Source organism: Vibrio sp. N418 (assembly GCF_000222565.1).
Classification (GTDB): domain Bacteria; phylum Pseudomonadota; class Gammaproteobacteria; order Enterobacterales; family Vibrionaceae; genus Vibrio; species Vibrio scophthalmi.
Map to the genome: position 1 here is coordinate 90,561 of NZ_AFWD01000035.1, position 25,899 is coordinate 116,459.

At 45.2% G+C, this 25,899-nt stretch carries 24 protein-coding genes; 15 read left to right on the forward strand and 9 right to left on the reverse strand.

Annotated features, from left to right (window positions below; genetic code table 11):
• Positions 1–2: 2 nt before the first annotated feature.
• From RH86_RS05865 to RH86_RS05885, 5 genes are all read right to left on the reverse strand, one after another.
• Positions 3–374: a DUF2750 domain-containing protein gene (locus RH86_RS05865; RefSeq protein ID WP_005599875.1), complete on the reverse strand. Its 372-nt coding sequence runs from the start codon at positions 372–374 to the stop codon at positions 3–5.
• 174 nt (positions 375–548) lie between these two features.
• A complete protein-coding gene (locus RH86_RS05870) occupies positions 549–2,279 on the reverse strand; it encodes a diguanylate cyclase (protein WP_009385504.1) in 1,731 nt (576 codons plus the stop codon).
• Between the two features lie 342 nt (positions 2,280–2,621).
• A complete protein-coding gene (gene gltS / locus RH86_RS05875) occupies positions 2,622–3,848 on the reverse strand; it encodes a sodium/glutamate symporter (RefSeq protein WP_009385505.1) in 1,227 nt (408 codons plus the stop codon).
• A gap of 394 nt (positions 3,849–4,242) precedes the next feature.
• Positions 4,243–4,671 carry a VF530 family DNA-binding protein gene (locus RH86_RS05880; protein WP_038219336.1) on the reverse strand — a complete coding sequence of 143 codons (429 nt, stop codon included), beginning with the start codon at positions 4,669–4,671 and terminating at the stop codon, positions 4,243–4,245.
• A 155-nt stretch (positions 4,672–4,826) separates the two neighbouring features.
• Positions 4,827–6,431, reverse strand: a complete 1,605-nt coding sequence (locus tag RH86_RS05885) for an ABC-F family ATPase (protein WP_083181580.1) — start codon at positions 6,429–6,431, stop codon at positions 4,827–4,829.
• 324 nt (positions 6,432–6,755) lie between these two features.
• Here RH86_RS05885 and RH86_RS05890 point away from each other — a divergent pair, with 324 nt between their 5' ends.
• The 8 genes from RH86_RS05890 to RH86_RS05925 all read left to right on the forward strand — a co-directional run bounded on the left by RH86_RS05890 (position 6,756) and on the right by RH86_RS05925 (position 14,000).
• The gene (locus tag RH86_RS05890) at positions 6,756–7,349 is read left to right on the forward strand and encodes a LysE family translocator (protein WP_009385508.1); all 594 of its coding nucleotides are present in this window, start codon (positions 6,756–6,758) and stop codon (positions 7,347–7,349) included.
• 66 nt (positions 7,350–7,415) lie between these two features.
• Positions 7,416–8,270, forward strand: a complete 855-nt coding sequence (locus RH86_RS05895) for an AraC family transcriptional regulator (protein ID WP_009385510.1) — start codon at positions 7,416–7,418, stop codon at positions 8,268–8,270.
• Between the two features lie 274 nt (positions 8,271–8,544).
• The gene (locus RH86_RS05900; protein ID WP_009385512.1) at positions 8,545–9,651 is read left to right on the forward strand and encodes a tetratricopeptide repeat protein; all 1,107 of its coding nucleotides are present in this window, start codon (positions 8,545–8,547) and stop codon (positions 9,649–9,651) included.
• A gap of 19 nt (positions 9,652–9,670) precedes the next feature.
• A complete protein-coding gene (locus RH86_RS05905) occupies positions 9,671–11,185 on the forward strand; it encodes a 4Fe-4S dicluster domain-containing protein (protein ID WP_009385514.1) in 1,515 nt (504 codons plus the stop codon).
• The gene (locus RH86_RS05910; protein WP_009385516.1) at positions 11,185–11,496 is read left to right on the forward strand and encodes a hypothetical protein; all 312 of its coding nucleotides are present in this window, start codon (positions 11,185–11,187) and stop codon (positions 11,494–11,496) included. Before RH86_RS05905 ends, RH86_RS05910 begins: the two co-directional genes overlap by 1 nt.
• A 75-nt stretch (positions 11,497–11,571) precedes the next feature.
• Entirely contained in the window at positions 11,572–12,819 is a 1,248-nt protein-coding gene (locus tag RH86_RS05915; RefSeq protein ID WP_223296327.1) for a 4Fe-4S binding protein, read from the forward strand.
• Positions 12,820–12,821: 2 nt separating this feature from the next.
• Positions 12,822–13,040 carry a hypothetical protein gene (locus RH86_RS05920; RefSeq protein ID WP_005599837.1) on the forward strand — a complete coding sequence of 73 codons (219 nt, stop codon included), beginning with the start codon at positions 12,822–12,824 and terminating at the stop codon, positions 13,038–13,040.
• 90 nt (positions 13,041–13,130) lie between these two features.
• Positions 13,131–14,000 carry a helix-turn-helix transcriptional regulator gene (locus RH86_RS05925; protein ID WP_005599835.1) on the forward strand — a complete coding sequence of 290 codons (870 nt, stop codon included), beginning with the start codon at positions 13,131–13,133 and terminating at the stop codon, positions 13,998–14,000.
• An 86-nt stretch (positions 14,001–14,086) separates the two neighbouring features.
• Here RH86_RS05925 and RH86_RS05930 read toward each other — a convergent pair whose 3' ends face one another.
• The gene (locus RH86_RS05930; RefSeq protein ID WP_038219312.1) at positions 14,087–15,013 is read right to left on the reverse strand and encodes a DMT family transporter; all 927 of its coding nucleotides are present in this window, start codon (positions 15,011–15,013) and stop codon (positions 14,087–14,089) included.
• Between the two features lie 1,036 nt (positions 15,014–16,049).
• On the opposite strand from RH86_RS05930, the gene RH86_RS05935 reads away from it, so the two are divergent.
• Complete coding sequence (locus tag RH86_RS05935; protein ID WP_005599829.1) at positions 16,050–17,087, forward strand: HlyD family secretion protein; 1,038 nt, start codon at positions 16,050–16,052, stop codon at positions 17,085–17,087.
• 1 nt (position 17,088) lies between these two features.
• Positions 17,089–18,630: an MDR family MFS transporter gene (locus RH86_RS05940; RefSeq protein WP_009385521.1), complete on the forward strand. Its 1,542-nt coding sequence runs from the start codon at positions 17,089–17,091 to the stop codon at positions 18,628–18,630.
• Positions 18,631–18,733: 103 nt separating this feature from the next.
• Here the strand turns inward: RH86_RS05940 and RH86_RS05945 are convergent, their stop codons facing one another.
• The 3 genes from RH86_RS05945 to RH86_RS05955 all read right to left on the reverse strand — a co-directional run bounded on the left by RH86_RS05945 (position 18,734) and on the right by RH86_RS05955 (position 21,014).
• The gene (locus tag RH86_RS05945) at positions 18,734–19,504 is read right to left on the reverse strand and encodes a phospholipase A (RefSeq protein ID WP_009385522.1); all 771 of its coding nucleotides are present in this window, start codon (positions 19,502–19,504) and stop codon (positions 18,734–18,736) included.
• 201 nt (positions 19,505–19,705) lie between these two features.
• Positions 19,706–20,125 (reverse strand): DUF3010 family protein, encoded by a 420-nt coding sequence (locus RH86_RS05950; protein WP_005599812.1) that lies wholly within the window; start codon positions 20,123–20,125, stop codon positions 19,706–19,708.
• Between the two features lie 172 nt (positions 20,126–20,297).
• Positions 20,298–21,014 carry a UTRA domain-containing protein gene (locus tag RH86_RS05955; protein WP_009385523.1) on the reverse strand — a complete coding sequence of 239 codons (717 nt, stop codon included), beginning with the start codon at positions 21,012–21,014 and terminating at the stop codon, positions 20,298–20,300.
• A 237-nt stretch (positions 21,015–21,251) separates the two neighbouring features.
• On the opposite strand from RH86_RS05955, the gene RH86_RS05960 reads away from it, so the two are divergent.
• The 5 genes from RH86_RS05960 to RH86_RS05980 are packed head-to-tail and all read left to right on the forward strand — an operon-like array spanning position 21,252 to position 25,899.
• Complete coding sequence (locus tag RH86_RS05960) at positions 21,252–22,328, forward strand: ABC transporter substrate-binding protein (protein ID WP_009385524.1); 1,077 nt, start codon at positions 21,252–21,254, stop codon at positions 22,326–22,328.
• 47 nt (positions 22,329–22,375) lie between these two features.
• The gene (locus RH86_RS05965; protein ID WP_009385525.1) at positions 22,376–23,200 is read left to right on the forward strand and encodes an alkaline phosphatase family protein; all 825 of its coding nucleotides are present in this window, start codon (positions 22,376–22,378) and stop codon (positions 23,198–23,200) included.
• Positions 23,197–24,108, forward strand: a complete 912-nt coding sequence (locus RH86_RS05970; RefSeq protein WP_009385526.1) for an ABC transporter permease — start codon at positions 23,197–23,199, stop codon at positions 24,106–24,108. The genes RH86_RS05965 and RH86_RS05970 overlap by 4 nt, the downstream gene beginning before the upstream one ends.
• Positions 24,095–24,880, forward strand: coding sequence for an ABC transporter permease (locus RH86_RS05975; protein WP_009385527.1), 786 nt, complete (start codon positions 24,095–24,097; stop codon positions 24,878–24,880). The genes RH86_RS05970 and RH86_RS05975 overlap by 14 nt, the downstream gene beginning before the upstream one ends.
• Positions 24,880–25,899 (forward strand): ABC transporter ATP-binding protein, encoded by a 1,020-nt coding sequence (locus RH86_RS05980; RefSeq protein ID WP_009385528.1) that lies wholly within the window; start codon positions 24,880–24,882, stop codon positions 25,897–25,899. Before RH86_RS05975 ends, RH86_RS05980 begins: the two co-directional genes overlap by 1 nt.

A 25,899-nucleotide genomic window follows, 5' to 3' on the forward strand; every position in this document is an offset into this window, starting at 1 on the left:
GATTAGCGACGCTCACGCTTGATCATTTCAAATTCAAACTCATCAGGGTAAAGCACTAAGCCTTCGCCTTCCGCGTCAGGGAATACCACAAGAGAAAGATCATCTTGTTCTAGACCACGAGTCCAGCGGCTTTTCCATTTCGCTAAAGAGATTGGCTCTGCCGTAAAGCCTTCCCACTCATCGGTTGCCCATTGCAACGCGTGCTCTTCTGATGGCCATACTGGCACACACTCTTCATCATCCGTGTTCAGCAGCACACTGCCGTGCTCATCAATCAATAGCCAGATTTTTTTGCTTTCAACAATTGCTTTAAAAAACGCATCGAAACGTGCCATTGGGTCACGTGGTACAGTTACAGCAGATGAATCACTCATAGGTAGCCTTTTAATCATAGATACCTCGCCAGTATATCCTGCTTTTCTACTCGGATGTACTGGCTAATATAGAATTAAACGCACGCACTGAAATAGAATCGCCAAAACGAATGCAACACTTCTCACGAAGCCACGAACCTATAGCATTCTGTGGCTGATTGAAGCACGACAACATTAGGTGGATGGCATCAGCGAATTTGGCTCCTCGCACTCCGATTCTTGTTCCGCCTCCTGCTCAACACGTTTGGCGTCCTCATTAGATTGATTGGTGTGAATCGCTTGGCTACGTCCATTATCTTTGGCTTGATAGAGCGCAGTATCGGCGGCTTTGACCAAATCTTGGGTTGAAGCATTCAAGTCTGGGTAGGTGGTCACCCCAATAGAGACACCTAATTGGCCTAACGATAAGCCTTTCATATCAAGATGCAACTCTCGCACGGCTTGAACAATCGCATTGGCCAGCAACATCGATTGTTCAATATTACAATTCGGGCTAAGCACCGCAAGTTCCTCCCCGCCTAATCGGCAGGCGACGTGCTCTTCACCAATGGTACGCTTGAGCAGATTCGACACTTCTTTAAGTACATAGTCGCCCGCGTCATGACCGAAATTGTCATTGAAGCGCTTAAAATGATCCAAATCGAGCATCAGCAAGGAAAGCGGTGCTTGAGTTTGACCTGACTTCACCCACTCACTCTCTATCGCTTCTTCAAAGAAACGGCGATTGTATAGCCCCGTCAGTGGATCACTTAATGCTTGTGAACGTAACTTCTCTTGTAAGCTTAAGTTAGCTAATGCAAGGCCAAGATGTTCGGCAATAGTGAAAGCAAGTTGCTTGGTTTCCTCATTAATCGGCTCAAATTGCGAATCGAAATATAAATGGAACATCCCCACGGTATTGCCATGTGCCGTTAACGGCACACATAAGGTGAGGCCACTCGTTTCACAGTGATCCATATGGGTACAAGGCAAGTTGTGATGCTCATCTTGAGACAGATGATGCTTACCTTTGCGTAGCGCCCAGCAATCTGAAGGCGCGTAGACTTTATTAGCCGGCCACTCGCCCCCCCAATCAAGCTTCACTTCAAGTTGGTTACGTGACTCACGCATAATCGACACGCAACCATTTATGTTGCCTAAGATGCGCGGAATGATGTCAGCAACCACACTCTGCGCTTCACTAATGGTATTACAAGCAGCCAGCATATTCGCCAACCGATGCAACAACTCGATTTCTTGGGTGCTTTTTCTAATCCGCTCTTCTTGCTTATCTCTTTCCTTATTCACTACATAGAAGATTTTGCGGTTGCTGTACCACAACGACGAGATCAACACGATAAGCGAACAACCCAGCAGCGCAAATACAATCAGTTCCAGATCGATCGCCATGGCATAAAGCGTTGTCATCGGCATCGCTAGCCGTAACACATAGGTTGTGTCGTGGCCATGTTCATCATCCATCATCTTCAGTTTCTTCGCTACATACAGCAGTTCTTGGTTGAGTGTCGGGCTATAACGTTTGGCGATACCCGGGTCACCCGAAAGCGCGGAAATGATTTCACCACGATTGCTGTGGTCATCAAGTAATGAGACTTCATGCTCAGTCAGTTGGGAATCACCCAAGACTTTTCCAGAGCTGTGGACGATGGTAAAGCGACGGCCAAAATTAGCTTGCGGGATCTCGCTGAGGAATTGGTCAATCTCTGCCGCGTCCATGTCATACAAGTCCAGTTGTGAGCGTTGCATTTCAAACGAGACATCTTCGATAAGACCAAACATATAGCTACTGACAATTTTAGTCAGCCACTCATCTAAGGTGCGATTGTAAAGATAGCCGCCAACCACCATCGAAATGGCAAGGGCGATAATAGGGAAATATTGGAACTGACTAAATGACTTCTTCATTGTTTCTCCATAAACAACGTGGGAATCGTGAAATATTTAGGCGAATGTCAGTCAATAAAAAACCATAAATTGAATAGGTTAGCCGACATAGCTCATCCATAAGTTTAGTCTTGAAATCGAATAGAATGGTTCTGGATAGCAACCAATATTCATTTATGTGCACTGGGTTCAATTCCGCACTAGCAACGCATTAAGAACAGCAAGTCAATGTGATGCTTCTCGCCGAACATAACTTTCCGATATAAAAAAACCAGTCAGCAAGCTGACTGGTTTTTTACATGGTGTATATTCTCGCGATGATGACGCTATCTATCACCCACTCTCGGCTAAAGCCGCATAACACTAGTGGATAAACGCGATACAGCCTTGCAGGATCATTAAGTTGACGATGTCGATAAAGAATGCGCCCACAATCGGCACCACCATAAACGCTTGTGGTGACGGGCCGTGACGGCTCACGATTGACCCCATATTCATCACTGCTGTCGGGGTCGCTCCAAGGCCAAAGCCGCAATGCCCACTCGCAATCACCGCTGCATCGTAGTTGCTGCCCATAACACGGAACGTAACGTGATAAGCAAAGACCGCCAAAATCATTGACTGCACGCCTAAAATAATCAGGAATGGAATCGCTAGATCAAAGATATTCCATAGTTTTAGACTCATCAATGCCATCGCTAGAAATAGGGACAATGATACCGTGCCAAGAATATCAACGGTCTCTAAATCCAATTTACGAACTTTAGTCACTTCAAGAATGTTGGTGATCACCACACCAATGAACAATGCATAAACAAAATCAGGGATCATTAACCATTTGATACCAAATGAACTTACCCACTCTTCTACATAGCCAGCCCCCGTCACACAGAACAAGATCAGGGCTAAGCTCTCAACCACCTTCTTCGCCGTAACACGATCTTCCTCATGCTCGTTGTAAGTGACCAATTCAGGAAACTCTTGGTGCGTTTGGTTGGTGTGGCCGTAATCTGACTCTAACTTGCGCTTTTCAATCAAGCGTTGAGCAACAGGGCTACCAATAATCCCCCCCATCACCAAACCAAATGTGGCTGATGCCATCGCAATCTCAAGCACATTATTTAAGCCATAAACATCTTGGAAGGTTTGCGACCATGCCGCACCTGTGCCATGACCACCGGATAGCGTAATGGAGCCAGCAATAAGCCCCATAAGTGGGTCTAAGCCCAGCATGCTCGCCAAAGAAACGCCTACAGCATTTTGGATAAGAATGTAAACCGATGCGACCGCAAGGAAAAGAAAGACCTTCGCGCCACCTTTGACTAACTGAGTGTAATTCGCCGCTAAACCGACCGTAGCAAAAAACATCAACATGAATGTGTTTTGTAATGGCAAGTCAAAAACCAGATCGATACCTTGGAAATGCAGCGTAGTGATCGCACACGCGACAATCAAGCCACCGACGATGGGTTCAGGGATGTTGAATTTCTTTAGGGTCGGTAATTTTGCGTTAATAAACTGGCCTAAAAATAGCACGAAAATCGCGACTAAAAATGACTCCTGTGGACCGACAGATATAACCTGATTCATACAACCTCTTTATTCCTTTTTCTCATTCCTTGAGTTACCGCTTCATTATGTGAGCTATAGCTCGCGAATCAGGTTGCCTGTTGATAGGTTACATTACTAGGTTGCAGACTAACTCGATTCTCATTAACTAAGAATTAAAAGCGAATTAGGCGTTAATTATTCTTTCCTGATAAGAATGCCCACATGGAACGCTGTTCGTAATTAGTAAATGTCCTGTTGAATTGAGTCAAATTCAACAAAATCACCTAGTGAGAAAAGTACGTCAATGCCATGATTGAGTCATGAAAATAATCTGGATAGCCGGAGAGAAAATGGGGCCGAGGAAGAAGGAATGGAGAACAATAAAAAAGCCAAACAATCGTGTTTGGCTTTCAGTATAAAACGAACTCGTTAACTATCGACGATGATGGAAACGCGAACGATCTGCACGCTGTCTGGATGCGCGTTCTTTGTGCGCAGAAGCCGCTTTTGCTTGAGAAGCTAAGATAGACTCTACCGTTAACTCCATTGGTTCACGTGGCTCTAAACCATGTGGGAAAGTACGTGAACGCGGTGGTAAGTTGTATTCGTATTCCGATGCTTTTGGCATGCGTTTAAAGCGGTATAGATAAAAGTTCTCTACACGCTCACGCGCCCACTCGGTCTTTTTCAGGTATTTAACACTGCTCGCAATACTTGGTTTCGTGTTGAAGCAGTTCATACGCATTGCCGTATCAAGAATGACCCAGCCGTAATGATCAACAAGCTGCTGCAGCATGTCTTCTAATTTAAGGCCGTGCAGTGGGTTATTCTGTTGTAGTTCGATGCGTTCTTCGTCGGTCATAAATTCATGGCTCATGAACGGCTCCTTTATTATCAATGGCGCGCTTTCAGCGCTCCACCATACCTTTCTAAGGGTATAAATTAATTCATTACAGCGAATAACCTACATCGATTTGAATTACGGTTATTCGCCATTCTAAGGCTTAGTGCGCGAGATTACGCGGCGCTAAGAACTTTTTTCTGATGTGCCATGTACTCATCAAACGTACCTTGGAAGCTCACCAATTTTTTCTCTTTCACGTCAATAATAGACGTCGCAAGTGATGAAACAAACTCACGGTCGTGACTGACAAAAATCAACGTGCCAGTATAAACCTTTAATGCGCTATTCAGTGCTTCAATCGCTTCCATATCCATGTGGTTGGTTGGTTCATCCATTACCAGTACATTGATATCTTGCATCATCAGCTTACCAAATAGTAGGCGGTTCTTCTCACCACCTGAACAGTTTTTGGCTTTTTTATTGGCATCATCCGCCGTAAACAACAGACGACCCAAAATACCACGCACCATCAAGTCATTGTGCTTAACAGTACGCCATTGCGAGATCCACTCAAAAATGGTCAGATCGTTATCAAAATCTGCAGTGCTGTCTTGCGGGCAGTAACCGATCGAGGCATTTTCTGACCATTTCACTACGCCTTGTGTCTGCTCTAGCTCTCTCACTAGACAGCGTAGTAAAGTAGTTTTACCCACGCCATTTTCACCGATAACCGCTAAACGCGTGCCCGCTTCAAGCAATAAGTTGCCTTTTTCAAACAACAGTTCGTCACCAAAAGCGTGGCCAAGATCTTGCAGTTCAAGCGCTAGACGGTGCAGTTTTTTACCTTCACCAAAGTCGATCGACGGGCTAACACGGCTACTTGATTTCACTTCATCTAATTGGATCTTATCCATTTTCTTAGCACGTGAGCTTGCTTGCTTCGCTTTAGAAGCATTGGCACCAAAACGGTTTACGAAATCTTGTAGTTCGTTAATTTCTGCCGTTTTCTTTGCATTCGAAGCCAATAGTTGCTCACGAATCAAACCCGAAGCTTCAAGGAAGTACTCATAGTTACCAGGGTAAATGCGTAGCTCACCGTAATCGATATCCGCCATGTGTGTACACACAGAGTTTAGGAAGTGACGGTCGTGCGAGATGATGATCATCGTACATTTACGTTGGTTCAACTCTTCCGCCAACCAGTTGATGGTATGAATATCCAAGTTGTTGGTTGGTTCGTCGAGTAGCAAAATATCAGGGTTGGCGAACAGCGCCTGCGCCAAAAGCACACGTAATTTCCAACCAGGTGCAACTTGCTGCATCAGGCCAAAATGAAACTCTTCCTCAATACCTGCTTGTAGCAAAATATCACCCGCGCGGCTTTCTGCAGTATAACCGTCCATTTCGGCAAACTCGCTTTCAAGCTCTGCCACTTTCATGCCGTCTTCTTCACTCATTTCCGGCAATGAATAGATACGCTCACGCTCTTGCTTCACTTCCCACAGTTTACGGTCGCCCATAATCACAACATCGATAACATTGTGTTGTTCAAAAGCGAACTGGTCTTGGCTCAATACGCCTAGTTTAAGCCCTGGAGTAATCGAAACATTACCTGAACTTGGTGTTAGCGCACCGCTCAAGATTTTCATGAATGTTGACTTACCACAGCCATTCGCACCAATTAGGCCGTAACGGTTACCATTACCGAACTTAGCTGAAATGTTTTCAAACAGTGGCTCGGCACCAAATTGCATGGTGATGTTATTTGTACTTATGATAGCAGTGCCCTCGAAGTAAATTTCTTTTAATAACAAGCTCTTAATTCACTTTCGAGATACTGTTAAAAAAGGTCATATTGGATGTGGGCGCTATTCTAGCTGATTCATTCATAAGGTGATATAGGTCACGTTAATAATGAGTGTAATTTTCACAAAAAAAAACGCATAAATGGCTATTCTAGGCGGATGATAGATAGCAAAAATAGACCTTAACCAATCAAATCACCTCCAAAGCGCTTAATTTAAATGCTTGTGCTGCAATATCGTTCAATACTCCATTTTTACTTCACACTATATTGTGGGTAGTACAGAAAGGATTGCACAATGAATAGTCTCGTTTTCGCCATGGTCGTTTTTGCTTTTGTTGGTTCAACGACACCCGGCCCGGTAAACCTCCTCGCCACCAGCACAGCCATCAACCATGGCAAACGCGCCGCCGCTAGATTTGTCACCGGTGCATCCGTCGCCTACGCGATGGTGGTTTTTTTAACCGGTGGTATGATGCAAACCGTTGCAGCACTCATCCCTAAACTCACCACGGTGATGCAATTGAGCGGAAGTGTGTTTATTTTGTATTTGGCCTACAGAATTTTTACCGCCCCCGTCGCCTCACTTGAGTCATCTAAAGAAAAAAAATCGGGCTTTTGGACGGGATCGCTCACACAGATCCTTAATCCCAAAGCGTGGCTAGTTGCCATGTCTGGCGTCAGCCTTTATGTTATAGGGCAAGAGAATGAGTATTTTTCATTACTACTATTCACCGCGGTATCGCTTGTTTTATGCCTGATCGGGGTGGGAATTTGGGCAGTGATTGGCCGAGTACTGGCCAAATATCTCAATAACGCCCAACGATTTGTATTGTTTAATCGCATAATGGCGGTGCTGTTGGCTCTCTCGGTCGGTGCAATATGGATATAATGCCGCCAAAGCCAATTTTATAAAAAGCCTATCACAATGGCTATCATTCAGGGATCGTGACGAAAGATGAAAAAAGATGACAGTGTCAGTTTTACACAAAGTACATTGTTGCCTTGGATTGAGTTAAGAACAGCCAATCAAAGCTCGGCTTGTTATCAAGCCCATTCCCATGATGAGTTCTCTTTTGGCATTATCGATAGCGGTATTGCCGGCTACCACAATCGTGACAAGCACTACCGCATTAGCCAAGGCGATATCGTCACCATTAATCCGTTTGATGTGCATTCTTGCAATCCTGAAACCAGCACTTCTGGTCACGGAGAATGGTCTTATCGGATGTTGTTTGTCGACGCGATCAAAATGGGCGAAGTGCAACAAGATGTGCTGCACAATCGCACCTCAAGCTATACACGCTTTGCCCGCGATTTAGAACGAAGTGAATCATTACAGCGGCGATTTAACTTGCTATTTGATGCTCTCGCGCAAAACGCAAGCCGTCTGCAAGCTGAAGTTTTGCTGTTTGAATTTGTCGCCGAGTGCTTTATTGAACAAGGCGAACAAATAAACTGCTCCACTCAAAGTGCTCACCATTCCGCGCAGGCTCAACCTTGTCTTGCTCATGTGCGCGACAAGTTACTTGACCAAGTCAGTCACAATCATCATTTGCAGTCATTAGCCGATACTGTCGGAATTAGCCGCTATCAATTAGTGCGGGCATTTAAAAACCAGTTTGGTCTTCCTCCCCACGCTTATTTGATGGATGAAAAAATCAAGCGTGCGAAACAGATGCTTAAATCTGGCCAACCTATCTCTGATGTAGCTTTGCAGCTCGGATTTTCCGACCAAGCACACTTTCAGCGCCAATTTAAAAGAAAGCTTGCGGTCACACCGAAATTCTATCAATCGCATTTTGTAAACTAGGCGCCTAGCGCCATCAAGTAGCACTCGCGCGATTGGCTAATGATTGCAGCCTAATGGCATCGACATAAATACTTCCTTAACAGCCAAGATACTTAGTAACTACCAACCCTCCCTACCTTTATCTTTTTGTTCACATTTTGGCTAAGAGTAGATTTGATCAAAATCATGTTTGCGAGCAAAGGGAAGAAAACTACCACTTTAGGGTTAAAAACGACCTTTTGCCCATTAATAGAATACTCAATATTAGCGCTGAAATTTAAGTAGGACGTTTTGCATGATCAGCACTAAATGGCTAGAACTCTATCAATATCTACAAAGCCAACTCCCTTTACTACCATCACAACAAGACGTTGAGCCAAAGCTCAATGATCGTTTGATGTTTTTAAGTGCCCAGTTTGCCCAAGCAGGCCGTGAGCAGGATAAAAACCAACTCGATTGGTTAGAGCATGAAAGTTTCACGCTGGTAATGAGTGAGCTATTTGAACCGATTTCCATTACCGAAGCCCAACTGCAATTTCTGTTTGAAACTTTAATGGCAGCACAAATGTGTCAGCTCGCCATGATCGTCACCAACCTTTACAAGTCGCTACTCCCTGAACATGAATTCAAAAGCAAATGTGGCCTTGTTTACCAACAGCTAGGTGATTACGAGATGGCAAAAGCGATGTTGCAAGAGTCCATCGCACTAAATGAAAACAAGCCAATGGTTCATTGCCACCTTGGTTTTAATCATCTTTACCAAGGTAACAGTGATTTGGCCGCAGAGCAGTTTCAACGCAGTATTGAAATTGATGAAAACTTTGTCGGCGGCTACCAAAATTTGGCTGGCCTGCATTATCAAGACAGTAAATTTGAGCTGGCAGCCAAGTATGCCGAGCAAGCTTTTGCTTGTGATCAATCGTTAGTCTCCACTTACATCACAGCCGTGAGCTCATACCTTGCCCTTGGTCAAAATGACAAAGCGGATCAGTGGATCACAACCGCACTCAACAACGATATTTCTTCGATTGAACTGGTGCGCTTGGCCGGGATCACTGCACACCAAAATGGTCGCTTAGAAGAAGCACTCGAAGCGCTGGATCACTATCTGCTATTGAAACCGGAAAGCTACGACGTGGTCAGCATTCGTGCTCGCGTTAAAGCGGACTTACGTCTTTATGTCGAACTTGAACAAGATATTCGTCAATTACTGATCTTTGAACCACATGACGAATGGTGCTTAGAACACCTCTTCCTGTGCTACTTCCACACTGAAAAATGGGCCGATGCTCAATTGGTGATGGTTGAGCTTAATAAGCTGGCAGCACACTACAAAATTACCTATCGAGATCAGATCAATACTATTAACAAAGCGCTGAGCCTTGATGTGGTCGAAATATAATTATAAGTCTGGAGTTAATGTGAAAGAGCAAGTTGAATCAGGTGTTGCAGACACCTCTCGCCGCGACTTTTTGAAGCTAGGTGGCGCAGCTGCCGCAACAGCGACAATTGGTGCAGCGGCCGGCGCTGGCTTTGTATTGGGTCGAGATCCTGATGCAAACGTCGGCTGGGGTCGTACCGAATCTGGCCACGATATGTACTTTGATCGTGAACCGTTCCGTGTCGATGTTGCACCTACGATGGAAGTTGCGGGTGAGTTAACACGCCCTGAATGGAGCGATTTCTTATTCCACCGCACCCGCGTTCTGGGTGCAGAGATGAAAAACGGCTGGGTTCCTACTGCTGATTGGCGTGAAATCCCAAATGAAAGAGTACGTGAATACTACTCACGCTACCCTGAGCGTTGGGCCGACATGCGTCAATCGTTTGAAGAGAAAGCAGAACACACGCAGAACTTTGAACAACACCGCTCACGCTTTGCACTTGGTTGGGCCTACTCTGCGGCTTACATGCGCGGCAACATGAGTAACTTCCCTCCGAAGCCTGATGGTCACCCTGACGAAGTGGATTTCCAGTGGGTTAAGCGCACTAAGCAAGAGTTTAAATCACCAAAACACGCGTCTGAACTGATCAAAAAGATGGCTTTCAAATTTGGTATGAGCATTGTTGGCATCACCAAAATGGATCCTAACTTCATGTTCAAAAATACCATGCGTGGTATGCCTGATTGGGACGAATCAGTACCAAAACACTGGAAGAACGTGATCATCTTTGGTACCCCAATGAACTGGGACCCTATGTACGCTGCGATCGGTTATTCAACCTCTTACGATGGTTACTTCCGTGCGAAGAATGCCTCAGGTTTGATGGCGGCATTCCTTGGTGAACTGGGTTACGCAGCGCGTCCACAGTGGCCAGGTTCTGACTATGAAATAGTTGTACCACCACTGGCTATCCAAGCGGGCATGGGTGAAGCGGCACGTAACGGTATTCTATTAACGCCGGAGCTAGGGCCAAACATCCGTCTTGCGGCGGTCATCACTGAACTGGATCTTGAAGCCGATAAGCCAATCGATACCAAGGTTAAGCACTTCTGTGAAGAGTGTAAGATCTGTGCTGACTCTTGCCCAAGCGGTTCAATCAGTAAGGCCGATAAACCGGATGCCATTGTCCGTGGCTATCGCAAGTTTGACTTCAACCAAGACAGTTGCTGGACAATGTGGCGTCAAGGCCCTACGGAAACCGCAATGGGTTGTCGCGTATGTATTGCTGTGTGTCCTTACACTCGTAAGAACAACTGGATTCACGCCTTGGTGAAGGAAACTGACCCGCGCGATCCAACTGGTATTACACGTAAAACACTATTGGCGATGCAACACAACTTCTTCTACTACCCAGAGGCCGAAGCGTACCACGGCGATTGGAATGGCGGCCGCTTTGCTGGTTACCACCAACCACCAGAATGGATGCGCAGCGAGAACTACCTCAAGGTTGAGAAAACTTGGGAATACGACGGCAACTGGGAGGGCTTCTAATGTTTCCACAATCAACGGTACTTGATCCACTATTTTGGATGGCGTTTGGTGCACTACAAGTCTTAGTGTTTGCTGGTGCAAATCAATGGGCGAAGCAATTTAAGCTCGGTATGAACTGGTGGAAATGGGCACTCGTTGGCGGTTGGTGGGCATCTATCGTCCTGACTGTCGCGGGAGCATTCACTCTACTGGGTGAAAACGAAGGTTTCGCAGGCTGGTACTTCCTTGGCTTTGCAGGTACTGGGCTTATCATTGGCGGCGCAATTCTATTGCGTGTGTTGATTGCTCTAAAACCGAAAACCACACACTGATCTCACCCATCATGATTTAGTACAATGTTAAGGAGCAAGCCACAGAATCAAATTTTGTGGCTTGTCTATTTCTGTATGGCAATAAAAAAACCAAAAACTCCAAATCGAAATAAAAACATCGAGAAGATCCTCAGCGTCTTATCGATCTTACTGCTGATTGTTGCTTGGTATTTAGGCGGCTTACGTCCGAATAACTCTCAAACGCAATTTTTTGAACACATTACTTCATCGCTAGATCAACGGATTGAAATCTCGCCGAATCTATACAAGTTAGTTGGCGAAGAAGGTGAAGATAATGCCAAATGGATCAGCTTTGGCTCTGGCATCGGCTATGGCGGCGAACTGACGATTGGCGCAGTATTTAGCGCTTCAGGTACCGTTGAAACCATCTCCCTGCTCTCATCAAAGGAAACCTCGTCCTACTTTGATAAAGTGGTGGAAGAAAAACTACCCGAAGCGCTATTGGGAAAAAACATCAAAACCTCGCTTAATGTTGATGCGATTACCGGCGCAACCTTGACGTCTGATGCTTATACACAAGCACTCGATCAAGCAGCCGACCCCATCCGCCAAGCCATGTTTGGTTACCGCTTATCTGAGCAAGCTTCGCCGTGGAGCTATTTTAAGTGGTTAGATGCCGCGGCTCTGATCTTCTTTGCGATTGCCGTGTGGGTAAACCGCACACGCTCAGAACATAAGGTAAAAATGAATGTTGCCTTATTGGCTGCATCCACTCTACTGTTTGGCTTTCACTCCGCATCACTTTACTCGGCTTCAACCATGGGTGGCTTGATTTATGGTTCGTGGATCTCTGGGGTCGCCAACTACACGCCATTTATTTTGTTGGTACTTAGCATTGTCTACATCTTCTACTACAACCGTAATGTCTACTGCCAAAGCCTATGCCCATTTGGCGCAGTACAACAATGCCTAGCTAAAGTGGGAAATGCGAAGTCATCACCAGTACGTCACCAGTTCTTTATTTGGTTTCCACGCGCATTGTTGCTAATCACATTGTGTTTGGGCGCCTATTTCCGTAGTCCAGCGGCTTTCGTTTACGAACCATTTGGCATTGCCTTTGGCATGATTGGTGGCATGTACCTATTTGTATTGACTGTGATGATCATTTTAACGTCTTTGGTCGTTCGTCGCCCTTGGTGCCAAAGTCTTTGCCCGATCAACGCCATGACTGATTTCTTGGTCTTTAACAAAAACTGGTTTAAGCAAGTACGTAACCAAAAAGGTAAGAAAGCTCGTCAAACCGCGCCAAGAAAACCAAGAGCTGGGGCTAAAAACGAAACCGCTAAACAAGAGAAGGAATAACAATGAGACAACATATCTCTATGGCATTTTACTGTTTGGCTTCAGTGGTGATCATTTTGCAACTTTCGACTAGCTTCATCAGTTTGAGTAATGAGCAAACGACTCAGCAATTACTGCATACTGTGACCAAGCAGGCAGAAAAAGCACCTGTAGTAGTAGAGAGTAAGGCCAAAATCGATTATCAGCAGATGGCCGAAGATATGGCGCAAGAAAGCTATTAGCCATATTGATTGGCTAGCCATGCGATAAACAAAATAAACGTAATAATAAGATTGGAGCTTCACCTTGTGTAAGCTCCTTTTTCGCTAACTATGAACAGTAAATGTATTCCACTTGAGCGCATGCGCTCCGAGTCTGATTTAACCAACCCTTATCTTTTTCGTATCTCACAGCTTTATGCTGAACGCGGCATTGAAGAGGTATCACGTCATCATCGACTCAATTTTAGTGCTCTAATCTATATTACCGAAGGCGAAGGTCAGCACTATATAGACCATCAATTTCATCAAGTACGAGCAGGCACATTATTGACATTAGGCAAAAACCAGATCCATGCCTTTGCCAAAAATCGTACTGTCGATGGCTTTGTGATGCCGTTTAATTGTACCTTTTTAGCTGAAAGCGGCCATGACCCTTATTTTGATTCGATCATTGCAGCTTTAGTACAGGTCAATTGCATCCACAATATCACTGATGATATTGACGCTTTGTTTCGAGTCATGGTGCAGGAGTTTTATTCTGATTCTGAATTTCGCGCAGAAATCATCCGCAGCTTACTACGTAGCGTATTGCTAAAAACCATCGTGCCTATCTATAAGGCTAATGCCAAACAGGTGCAGCTGGGTGCGAGTGATTTCTACCGATTAAAACACTATATCGATGAGCACTTTCGTCAACGCCCTTCCGTGGCTGAGATTGCCCTTGCGATGGGTAAAAGCGTCAAACAACTTGATAAATTGGCTAAGGATAATGCCGGAATTAGTGCGAAGGAACTGCTGGACGAACGTGTGTTAATTGAAGCCAAACGTCAACTGGCCTTTAGTCAATATTCCATCGCAGATATCGCCGAGCAACTGGGATTTAACGAAGCCACCAATATGACCAAATTTTTCAAACGTCATACCGATGTGAGTCCAAAAGACTTTCGTCAGCTGTGCCGCATGGGCTTGAGACAAAACTAGTTTCCCCCACTTATCGTAATGATCGTGGCAATGACAATAAAATCGCAAGACGTGTTAAGCGTCTTGCGATTTCGATTATCCCTCTATCAATGCGTTGTGCGAATCAATGTATGCCGCACCACATTCCACTTTTTCCACGATGATGGCTCAACTTTGGTGACAAAAATACCACCGAGTAGAGGCAACATCAGCGCCATAGAGAACATTGAAATGGCGTTACCCGCAAACCAAGTCGATAAACTCAATGCAATCAAAGGGAAAAAGAGGAAACAAATTGACGCGGTAAAAGGGGTCGAAACTTGCCCCAATTTGAAATAAGCGACAATCCCGCCGACACTTGCAAACAAGCCAAGATAGAGCACTGCTGCCAAAGAGTCTGAAGAAAACGCCGTAATATCCGGTTGTTCTACAACCAATGACGTCGCAAAGAGACAGATGGATGCGACAAAACTCGGTAAAGCATTGTAAGTCAACACGGCAATCCCTTTGCAGTATTTCTCAACCAACACATACATCACCGCATGAGCGGCCACAGCACCACCTAAGGCCAAAAAGCCCAGCAAATAATCACTGCCACCTAAACTCATCTCATTGATCAAAATTAAGATGAGGCTACTCACTGCAATCAACAACCCCATGATTTGTACTTTACGCAGCCTAAGACCAAGAAATAGACCAGATGTGATCATCACGGCAATCGGCATATTGGCGAAGATAATTGATGCTAATCCTGAAGAGATATACTGCTCGCCAAAAATCATCAAGGTAAACGGCACCGCGAAATAAAAAATCGCTACAACCGCCATCCAGGCCCTTTTTTCTTTAGGGAACAATAATGGCTGGTTAAAGCATTTGGCTAACAGGATCAATAATGGTGCGGCAATGGCAAAACGGAGCCCAGTCGCGAATATTGGCGGAATGGTTTTCACTGCGACTTCCATCGCAAGCCAAGTCGTTCCCCAAATTAAACATACAGAAATGAACAACAGCATAGGTAAACGTTTAAGCATCATCACGTTCCCCTGTAACCAATAAAACAGCAGTAGCGTCAAAGCAAGCAACGTATGAAGGCTGTGCTTGTGCGCACAACACTTGAGCGATCAATGTAAAATTCATTGTATTAATTCCAATCACTAAGCGATGCAAATAAGTCGGCTTATTTACATGCATGGCAAATACGCACGGTTAATTCGTGCAAAAAAGAAGCAGTAGCGAAATGCTACGAGATTGGAATTACGCTATCGGAGGACGATAAAGAGAGTGCAGATCAGCGCTTAAATAGAAATTTATCCGAGGAACGTCAACAAGTGAGCGATAAGGAGCGGCATAAGAAGAGAATAAATTACCAACCAAACAACTACCGCAGGTAGGGGCATGCGAGCAGCATTGCTTATCTCTACAGCTTCCGCCGGGATCGCAACATCCGATTTCATCCGCTAAGAAAACCGCGAACAGATCATCACTAAGATAACCAGATTCACTCGTTTGAACATCAATATTATCAATGGGAAACGGCACAGGAGAAACATCAGCGCGCACAGAAAAGCTCAATAGTATGGCTACCATTAGAGTCATTATCAGTAAGCAGATTGTGGTTAGTTTTTTACTTAACACCACTGTGTCTCGCCAGAAGGAAGTTTAGATTTATCGCGAAAATAACGATAAATAATACAATTAGCAATAACAAAATTGGCGCTTTACACTCTTTTACCCTTCAAAATCATGATTATGTCATGATCAAATTCTCACCATTTATATTATCGAGCGGTTTCCATCAGGTCGGCTGACAAACTCTATAACCTCTGGACACACTCTATAAACCAAAGCCACGTCAGTCATATCACCCCACGCTATAACTAGCGAAGCGATACTCATCATTTGCTTTACACCTGTAAAGCAAATGCACCAGTGTATTGATGATTTTTTTCCTCAAGTCGTTGTTAGGTTTGAGAACTAGGTCTAGTATTTGTGTAAGTAATTGTAACTGCGCACTTCTGCGTGATTCTCAAACGCCCCGAACAGGGCAACTAACTTAGTTGGTTTAAAATAATGAGTGAAAATACTGCACCGTCCCATTTCATCCGCAACCTTATTATCACCCTCATTGGTGCTGCGCTTCTTGCTGCCGTGGCCTATTTTTATGTCGAGCATCAGAAAAACTATCCAAGTACCGATGATGCTTATGTTCACGCCAATATCATTTACGTTGCGCCTCAAGTTAGCGGCAAAGTGCTTAATGTGAATGTTTCAAATTACCAAAAAGTTAGTCAAGGGGATTTGCTTTACCAAATCGATCCTGCGCCCTTTCAAGCTAAGCTAGATGAAGCGCGTGCCGCTTACGAAATGGCGATTCAAAGTAATGCCGCTACTGATGATGCGATTCTTGCAGCGAGTGCCAATGTCAAAAGCACTGTTGCCCTACTCGCCGATGCTCAGTCAACCTACCGACGCATCGATAACCTAGTCAAAAAACAATTGCTTCCAGCGCAACAACTCGATGATGCTAAAGCCAAGCTTTCAAGTGCAGAAGAGAATGTGATTGCCGCTCGTGCCAGTATGTCACAACTGGTGAAGGCGCAAGGCGCACAGGGCACAGCCGCTCCTGAGGTCAAAAAAGCCGCTGCCGCATTAAGCCAAGCAACGCTTTCTCTTTCGTACACCAATATCTTTGCTCCAAAAAGTGGTCATTTGGGCAAGTTAAGCGCCCATGCAGGCAGTGTTGTCTCGCCTGGCCAAGCTTTGGTTCCTTTAATTGAAGACAATACTTTCTGGGTTCAAGCTAATTTCAAAGAGACTCAGCTAGAGCGTATTACGACTGATATGCCAGCGACGATTGAACTCGATCTCTACCCTGACGCAAAATACCACGGTACTGTAAAAGCTATTTCACCAGCCAGCGGTTCAGCCTTCTCACTACTACCACCAGAAAATGCCACCGGTAACTGGGTAAAAATTCCACAGCGCTTCCCGATCTTGATTCACCTAACCAATGAAACGGAGCATCCAGATTTTCCATTGCGCGTAGGGGCGAGTGCAGATGTAACCATCGATACCGTACACACTCAAACAAGCCAACAAGAGCAATAGTATGGCGGAACTAGCCCACACCGCTTCTTCAGAGGATGAAGAAGCCAATGTAATGAGTGAAGGCACTCGTAAGCTAGTCACCTTGGCGGTGATGCTGTCCGCCATTATGGTACTGCTGGACATGACGATCGCCAACGTTGCCCTACCGCATATGATGGGCGCACTTGGCGTAACCTCAGATCAAGTCACTTGGGTCCTGACCTCTTACTCGATGGCGGAAGCGATCTTTATTCCACTGGCCAGTTTTCTGGCGCTGAAGTTCGGTATACGTCGTTTATTATTAATTTCAGTCGGTGGCTTTATCATTACGTCAGCGTTATGTGGCCAAGCCGATAGCATCGCCGAGATGGTTACTTTCCGTATTATGCAGGGCGCTTTTGGCGCTTCAGTGATCCCGCTATCACAATCGATCATGGTGCAGATTTATCCAAAAAATCAACGTGGTAAGGCGATGGCACTGTTCAGTGTTGGGGTTTTACTTGGCCCAATCCTTGGCCCAACTCTGGGCGGCATCATTACCGAAAATATGGATTGGCGTTGGATTTTTTACGTCAATATGCCAATTGGTGCTATTTGCCTCTCGCTGCTGTACTTCTTCGTAAAACTGGATGGGCGTGGCGACAGTAAAATTGACTGGCCTCTCGTCATTGCCATGACCATTGGTATCGGTTTGCTGCAAATGGTCCTAGACCGAGGTAATGAAGAGTCTTGGTTCCAATCTAACGAGATACTGCTTGCCGCCATTATTAGCGCCTTCGCTATCATATTCTTTGTTAGCCGCTCGCTAATCACCAAAGGGGATATCGCGCCGGTATGGCTATTGCGTGACCGTAACTTGGCCATGTCGTGCATCGTGATGGCTGGGTTTTCGATGGGCATGTTTGGTATTACTCAGCTGCAACCGATGATGCTGGAGCAACTGCTCAACTATCCCGTTGAAACCACGGGCTTCATGATGGCGCCCCGCGGCTTAACCTCCGCCATTGTATTGCTGGCTCTCGCCCGTTATATGGACAGAATTGACGCGCGCTTATTGATTGTCATCGGCTTATCACTCAATGCGATAGGCACCTATTTGATGACGTTATACTCGCTCGAGATCAACATCTACTGGATCTTGCTGCCAAGCATCATCCAAGGTGCAGGCATGGGGCTAGTCTTTGCGCCATTAAGCCAACTGGCTTACGCCACTTTGGCTCCCAAAGATACGATAGGCGGTGCGGTGATCTTTAACCTATGCCGTACTATCGGCGGTTCATTTGGCATCTCGATAGTAAATACTTACTTCTCTCGCATTCAACAAAAAGAGTGGAATGAGCTCGGTGGTTCATTATCACCAATGAATCCAGCTCTACAGCAAGCCGCCCACGCTCAAGGGACAACGATTACTGACCCATCGTTTTTGGCACAGATTCAAAACTTACTGCACCAACAATCGACCTTAATGGCGTTTGTTTATACCTTCGGCTTCTTGTTGTTTTCCTATGTCTGTTTGATCCCCTTACTGGCGCTGTTTAAACCCAAACCCAAGATGGATAGCTAGATGGACCACGGATTAAAGGCTGTACGTTGAAAATAAAAATAGGAGTCCATTTGGGCTCCTATTTTTATCTCAGATAATTTCATTTCAGAAAGGGAGAGTATTGTTAGAAATTAAAAGCGAATCCCGCCCCTAATGCACTCTCATCAAAATTGTAATTGGAGATGGTAAGACCATAGCCCGTTTCAGCCTTCAAATAACCATTTAAGCCCTGATAGAGCGGAAAACTCCACGACACGCGGTAAGCCCCGTTCTGCCAATCTTTGGTCAATAGATTGGCGACGGTCAGTTTAACTTCATGGGAATCTAACGGTTGCCAACCTAACTCCACTTCGCCATAGCCCAAAAAATCAACAATGTCTGGGTTATAGTCGTTATTACCAATATCAACCCAGGGCTTTATACGCAAGAATCCCTGTTCAAACCGCCATTTCGCATCGACATAAGCGCGATTCCAACTCACTTCATAATCACCACCCGCGCCATTTGACTGATGTTCAAAACCAACCGACAGTTGCCAAGCATCATGATTTAGTCGGTAGAACAGCTCGGGGTTGTACTGATCATCACGAAAATAGGCTGAATCATCATACGCTTCCCAGTTTGAGCGCTGCGTATAACCAATAAAAACACCATGATCATCCCACGTCAGTAGTTTGTATTTCACACTCAGTTGAAATTGAACGAAGGTATCTTTCGCGGCATGCCCATTGGGATTGAGCGGTTCATAACGACGCTGGTTGACCTTGCTCTCGTGATAAAATGGCAATATGTAATTATCTCTATGCGCCGAAAAGCGACGCTCCTCAGCCTGTGCGAAAGAGAGACATACCACAGGCAAAGTAACCATAATCCATCCAGTTTTTGACCACACCATACTCATCCTTTTTCATTCGCAATATTCAAAGTGAGCAAATATCACATACCCTTAAGGAGTATAGAAAAGTCTCAAGAATCAGCCATTACTTCTTTTTTCTCAATCATCTAGCATATTGCAGACAATAAAAAACGAAGCCTCGATTTGATCGAATGGCTTCGTTTTCTTTTTTAACGCAAAGGTTGTACTAAATCGCAGTGATTAGCTCAAGTGTGCGTAAGCAGTAATAAACGCCGCTTCTTGGAACTGACGTAGACCCGTATCACGGAAATCGACCATTGGCGCAGTGCGTTTAAGTGCTTGCTTGATATCAACTGAGCTCATAAATTGAACGTCAAGGCCGTCGATAAGCTGGATCGCAGACTCTAGCTTAAAGCCGATTGCGCTACCGGCAAATTTACCGCGAGTTTCGCGAGTACGGATAACCACACGATCTACTTGGTAATCATCAAGCAGTTTTTTGAATGCGAATTGGAAGTCACGCATCTCTTTGTTATCCAAAGAATCCTTGATAATGAACTTTTGAGTTCGACAATCAGGGATGTCCATCATGCTATTACTTTTACTTAACAAGCAGATAATCGCTTCGTTGCTACGTAGCTCAACAGCACAAATTTTCATGTTTTCACCTATCTTTTAGTTAGCCCCTAAGTGTAAGCAAGTTTGCTGACGATGTCTTTAGGTTAAAGGCGTTAAAAGGAAAAAACTCATTGCTGTAGAGCCTACGTGAAGCGAGAACAATGGCGGCGTATCAGTAATCTCATATCTATAGCGTGCTATCAATGGTTTAGCATTAACTCATCGCTTCACTATCAATTTGAATTAACACCGCATCAGGTCGCCAATATTCAAATTCACCATCCATCAACTGACCATCTTGTTTGTAGTTAATGCGACATATCTTCAGCACCGATTGCCCTTCAGCAAGATTGAGCGCTTTGGCGACATGGCGTGGCGCCGAGGTTGATATGACATCAAAATGGGATCGTTTGGTTTCATAACCATATTTATTGCGATAAAGCTGCGTCAGCGACGTTGACAGATTTTCATCTAATATGTCTGCAAACAATGCACTTTTGAGCACATTTTCGACGAATAACACCGCCCTTCCATCAATATATCGCAACCTCTCAATCACATACACTGACGTCATTTCGGGTAGCTTGAGAGCCTGAGCATACTCCCCTTGCACGCTTTCTTTGCGGGCATTGATCACCTTAGTTGCCGCGATTCGTTGTTGATCACGGATCATCTGATGAAAGTGCGTTCGCGAAAGTGGGTTATAACAAATTCTTGGCGGAGAGACGTACCAACCTCGTCGCTCTTCGCGATAAATCAGCCCTTCTGTTTCCAAAGCCACCAGCGCATCTTTTATCGTAATGCGAGTGGTTGAATACAAACCGCTCAATGCCCTTTCAGATGGCAACTTTTGCCCTTTCACCATCAATCCTGAATGTATTTGGTCACTCAAGCTGGTTTTAATTTTGCCTAGTTGTGTTTGTGAATGCATTACCTTGCTGATCTTCTCCATCAATGATGGCTACACAACATAAAGTGGGTTTGTCACAAAAATATGACAGCTAACAGGCTGATTGAAAACAGAGTTGTCATCACTAACCTCACTCAAAGTGAAATATAACTGCCATCGAAAAACATCAAAACTGTCAAATAAGTTGCGCCAAACCGTCACATTACGCCCCTAGCATACAAAACGAACTTACTGACCTAGTCCAAGAGGATAGAGACTATGAAAACTTTGTTAAGTCGTTCCACTTTTGTATCTGCCACTCTGGCTGCGGCGACACTCTCTGTACCGGCTCTCGCGACATCAACGGATGATGCCAATTTAGAAGTACTGGTAAAAGCGGCGCAAAAAGAAGGGGCGGTTTACAGCGTCGGCATGCCTGATAGTTGGGCTAACTGGCAAGGAACATGGGCAGATATCAATGCGAACTACGGTTTAAAACACCAAGATACCGATATGAGTTCAGCGCAGGAAATCGCCAAATTTGAAGCAGAGAAGAAAAATGCTACGGCGGATATCGGTGACATCGGTTTTGCCTTTGCTCGCGTTGCGGTCAAAAAAGGGGTCACTCAACCTTACAAACCCACTACATGGAATGATATTCCTGACTGGGCTAAAGACAAAGACGGCCATTGGGCACTGGCGTATACCGGGACAATTTCATTTATTGCCAACAATACATTGGTCGATAACCCACCGAAAAACTGGAGCGACCTATTAACGGGTGATTACAAGGTAACCGTTGGTGATGTCGGTGTTGCTGCTCAAGCCAATAATGCCATTCTCGCCGCGGCCTTTGCCAACGGTGGCGACGAATCCAACTTGAAGCCCGCGATCAAATTCTTTGCCGAGCTCGCCAAACAGGGCCGTTTGTCATTTACCGATCCAAACATGGCTACACTTGAAAAAGGCGAAGTTGAAGTGGCCATTATGTGGGATTTCAACGCACTAAATTACCGCGACAAAATTGACCGTGAACGCTTTACCGTTACGATTCCACAAGATGGTTCGGTCATTTCAGGCTATACCACCATCATCAATAAATACGCTAAGAACCCTAACGCAGCCAAACTTACTCGCGAATATATCTTCAGCGATCAAGGCCAAATCAACCTCGCTGACGGTTACGCACGCCCTATTCGTACCAGCATTACCCTGCCAAAAGCAATTCAAGACAAGCTGCTGGCCAATGACCAGTACAGCAATGTTCACCCGGTTAGTGATTTCTCTGCATGGGAAAAATCATCGCGCAAACTGCCGCGTCAATGGCAAGAGAGTGTGTTGATTCACCAACAATAGTAATCAATGTCTAAAACTCCTATTTTAGAACTCATAGAGAAACTGTAATGAGCAACAAGGTAATCCTTATTGTTCTAGATGGCCTCAACTACCCGGTAGCCCGTGATTGCATGGGCTACCTCAATGGTCTACTAGAACAACAACGTGCGACACTTTATTCCATCCAGTGTGAATTACCGTCGATGTCGCGACCTTTATACGAATGCATTCTAACGGGCGTGCGCCCGGTCGACAGCGGTATCGTCAATAATGACATTGTCCGTTTATCGCATCAGCAATCGATTTTTAGTCTTGCTACCGCACAAGGCAAAGTCACCGCGGCAGCCGCCTACCATTGGGTCAGTGAACTTTATAACCAAGCGCCTTACCAAGCCGTACGTGACCGCTTTACCAACAACAAAGCACTCAATATTCAACATGGCTGCTTCTATCATTGGGATCATTACCCTGATGAAGCACTCTTTTTGGATGCCGAGCATTTACGCCTAACCCACCAGCCTGATTTTTTGTTGGTTCACCCAATGAACATTGATGATTTGGGCCACAAATATGGCGTGGATTCGCGTCAGTATCGCAACAGTGCGCGTCACGCAGACATCATTTTGTCTCACTATATCGATGGCTGGTTAGCTGCTGATTATCAAGTGATCGTCACCAGTGATCATGGCATGAACAACGATTTATCCCATGGTGGCATTTTGCCTGAAGAGCGCGAAGTACCGATGTTTGTCATCGGCAACCAGTTTTCGCATCACAGCGCTGATACTCAAAAACGAATCGACGTGAAACAAACCGAGATTTGCGGCTTGATTTGCCAACTACTTAATCTCGACCACGACAAACCCTACACTCCGGAGTTGCTGGCGTTATGAGTACCACTGTCATTTCACAATCAAGTACCGCCTATCAATCTAGGTCACATTCAGCACTCAATCGATTGAAAGGCTTCAAACCCGTTCTGTGGCTCGTCCCCTTTGCTTTGTTCTTCTACCTGTTTCAGCTCGCTCCAATGGCGTGGGTTTTCATCAATAGCTTTATTTATGAAGAGGCGTTTTCGTTAGAGAACTACATCGAGGTGCTTGATTCTGCCTTTATGCTGCAAGCGTTTGGCAACAGTCTTTGGCTCGCCGTATGGTCGAGCCTATTCGGCTTAGTGATCGCAACTTTATTGGTTGCATCCCTACGCTGTGTCGATAGCAAAATTCGCGATGGGGTGATCGCCTTTACCAATATGAGCAGTAACTTTTCCGGTGTTCCTTTGGCATTCGCTTTTATCATTATTTTAGGCACCAATGGAGCGATTACTTTACTGCTAAAACAGCATGGCTTATTGGGTAATTTCGACCTTTATGGTCAATGGGGATTGCTGATCATTTACGTCTATTTCCAAATCCCACTGGCGGTTTTATTGCTCTACCCTGCTTTTGATGCATTGAGCGATGACTGGCAAGCGGCGGCCTCACTGTTAGGGGCTAAAACGTGGCAATACTGGAGCAAAATCGCTTTACCCGTGCTTTCACCAGCGCTGCTTGGCACCTTCATTATTTTGATCGCCAATGCCATTGGTGCCTATGCCAGTGTCTATGCACTCACCTCTGGCAACTACAACGTGATTACGATTCGCATTGCCAGTCTTGTCTCGGGTGATCTATTCCTTGAGCCTAACTTAGCCGCTGCTATTTCTGTGGTGCTGATGGCTATGCTGGCCTTTATTACCGTCATCAACCAATGGCTCATCTCAAAGAGTTACGCAGGGAAGAAGTCTCATGCAAAACGTTAACCTTCGTTTTCATCAAACCGTGGTGTATTCCATCGTTGGCATCATGTTGGTGCCCATTCTTGCAACCCTCATTTATTCGCTTTCTTCGAGTTGGGGCGCCACCATTTTGCCTGATGGTTTTAGTTTAGATTGGTATATTAAGCTACTTACCGACCCGCGTTTTTTACACGCTTTTGGCCGTTCATTGTTCATCTGCATTGCATCACTCGCCTTGAGTGTGGTGCTGGTGTTGCCGGCAATTTTTGTGGTGTTCTATTACTTTCCAAAACTCGACAAGGTAATGAACATCCTTATATTGCTGCCGTTTGCTGTGCCGCCAGTGGTCTCATCGGTTGGTCTATTGCAGCTTTATGCCGACAGTGAAATCACTTTAATTGGTACGCCTTGGATCTTAATCGGCACTTATTTCACCATCGCCTTACCTTTTATGTACCGTGCTTTAGCCAACAGTTTTGAAGCGATCCATTTGCATGATTTGATGGATGCCGCTCACCTACTTGGCGCAAGCACCAGTAAAGCTTTCTTATTAATTATTCTGCCTAACTTAAAGAAAGGGTTAATGGCGTCACTGTTTCTCTCTTTCTCATTCCTATTAGGCGAGTTCGTGTTTGCCAATATTCTGGTGGGCACGCGTTATGAAACGCTACAAATCTACTTATTTAATATGCGTCAAACCAGTGGCCACTTTACCTCGGCACTGGTCATGACCTACTTCCTATTTATATTTTTACTAACTTGGCTAGCAAGCCGTTTCAGCCAAGGAGCTAAATAATGAGCTACGTAACCGCAAACAACCTGACCAAACGCTTTGGTGACAATACCGTGTTCGAAAACATTCAATTTACTATCGAACAAGGCGAATTCATTACCTTACTCGGCCCCAGTGGCTGTGGTAAATCCACCCTACTACGCAGCCTTGCTGGGCTAAATCCTGTCGATGGCGGTGAAATTTGGGTCAACGGTGAAGAGATCACCCATCAAACACCACAACAACGTGGTATTGGCATGGTATTTCAATCTTATGCTCTGTTTCCCAACATGACCGTCGAAGGCAACATCGCCTTTGGTCTGAAAATGAAGAAACTGTCTAATGATGAGATCCAGCGTGAAGTGGCGAAAGTCATTGAGCTTGTTGATCTAAAGGGCAAAGAAAAACAATACCCGCACGAACTTTCTGGTGGGCAACGACAGCGCGTCGCACTCGCGCGCGCCTTAGTGGTTAAACCTCGCATCCTTTTGTTGGATGAGCCTTTATCTGCCCTTGATGCCAAGATACGTAAGCACTTACGTCAACAGATCCGCGACATTCAAAAAGAGATGAATTTGACCACCATTTTTGTCACCCATGATCAGGAAGAAGCGATGATCATGTCAGACCGAATCTTCTTAATGAATAAAGGTGAGATCGTTCAAGCTGGTACACCTGAGGAGATTTATACTCAACCAGCTAATGAGTTCGTTGCTGGCTTTATGGGCCATTACAATCTCGTGGAAGCGCATAACGCCAAACGACTATTTAATATCGATACTGGATGGAAAGTGGCCATTCGCCCAGAGTCTATTTACGTCAAAGAGCAAGGTCGCCACTATGGCAGCCATATTTCTGCTCCTCAAACCGCCACGATTAAAAATCATCAGCTACTTGGTAATGTAATCCGCTATCAAGTAGACGTTGACCAGTGTGAATTAACCGTCGATTTATTAAACCGTTCATCAGAGCGGCTGCTCGCCAACGGCAGCCAACTTGAACTACTATTTAACCTCAACGAAATTCAGCCAGTGAGAGCATAA

Coding starts and splice junctions, on each gene's coding strand:
- RH86_RS05865 (WP_005599875.1), bottom strand. CDS start 374: ATGAGTGATTCATCTGCTGTAACTGTACCACGTGACCCAATGGCACGT.
- RH86_RS05870 (WP_009385504.1), bottom strand. CDS start 2,279: ATGAAGAAGTCATTTAGTCAGTTCCAATATTTCCCTATTATCGCCCTT.
- gltS (WP_009385505.1), bottom strand. CDS start 3,848: ATGAATCAGGTTATATCTGTCGGTCCACAGGAGTCATTTTTAGTCGCG.
- RH86_RS05880 (WP_038219336.1), bottom strand. CDS start 4,671: ATGACCGACGAAGAACGCATCGAACTACAACAGAATAACCCACTGCAC.
- RH86_RS05890 (WP_009385508.1), top strand. CDS start 6,756: ATGAATAGTCTCGTTTTCGCCATGGTCGTTTTTGCTTTTGTTGGTTCA.
- RH86_RS05895 (WP_009385510.1), top strand. CDS start 7,416: ATGAAAAAAGATGACAGTGTCAGTTTTACACAAAGTACATTGTTGCCT.
- RH86_RS05900 (WP_009385512.1), top strand. CDS start 8,545: ATGATCAGCACTAAATGGCTAGAACTCTATCAATATCTACAAAGCCAA.
- RH86_RS05910 (WP_009385516.1), top strand. CDS start 11,185: ATGTTTCCACAATCAACGGTACTTGATCCACTATTTTGGATGGCGTTT.
- RH86_RS05915 (WP_223296327.1), top strand. CDS start 11,572: ATGGCAATAAAAAAACCAAAAACTCCAAATCGAAATAAAAACATCGAG.
- RH86_RS05920 (WP_005599837.1), top strand. CDS start 12,822: ATGAGACAACATATCTCTATGGCATTTTACTGTTTGGCTTCAGTGGTG.
- RH86_RS05925 (WP_005599835.1), top strand. CDS start 13,131: ATGAACAGTAAATGTATTCCACTTGAGCGCATGCGCTCCGAGTCTGAT.
- RH86_RS05930 (WP_038219312.1), bottom strand. CDS start 15,013: ATGATGCTTAAACGTTTACCTATGCTGTTGTTCATTTCTGTATGTTTA.
- RH86_RS05935 (WP_005599829.1), top strand. CDS start 16,050: ATGAGTGAAAATACTGCACCGTCCCATTTCATCCGCAACCTTATTATC.
- RH86_RS05940 (WP_009385521.1), top strand. CDS start 17,089: ATGGCGGAACTAGCCCACACCGCTTCTTCAGAGGATGAAGAAGCCAAT.
- RH86_RS05945 (WP_009385522.1), bottom strand. CDS start 19,504: ATGGTGTGGTCAAAAACTGGATGGATTATGGTTACTTTGCCTGTGGTA.
- RH86_RS05950 (WP_005599812.1), bottom strand. CDS start 20,125: ATGAAAATTTGTGCTGTTGAGCTACGTAGCAACGAAGCGATTATCTGC.
- RH86_RS05955 (WP_009385523.1), bottom strand. CDS start 21,014: ATGCATTCACAAACACAACTAGGCAAAATTAAAACCAGCTTGAGTGAC.
- RH86_RS05960 (WP_009385524.1), top strand. CDS start 21,252: ATGAAAACTTTGTTAAGTCGTTCCACTTTTGTATCTGCCACTCTGGCT.
- RH86_RS05965 (WP_009385525.1), top strand. CDS start 22,376: ATGAGCAACAAGGTAATCCTTATTGTTCTAGATGGCCTCAACTACCCG.
- RH86_RS05970 (WP_009385526.1), top strand. CDS start 23,197: ATGAGTACCACTGTCATTTCACAATCAAGTACCGCCTATCAATCTAGG.
- RH86_RS05975 (WP_009385527.1), top strand. CDS start 24,095: ATGCAAAACGTTAACCTTCGTTTTCATCAAACCGTGGTGTATTCCATC.
- RH86_RS05980 (WP_009385528.1), top strand. CDS start 24,880: ATGAGCTACGTAACCGCAAACAACCTGACCAAACGCTTTGGTGACAAT.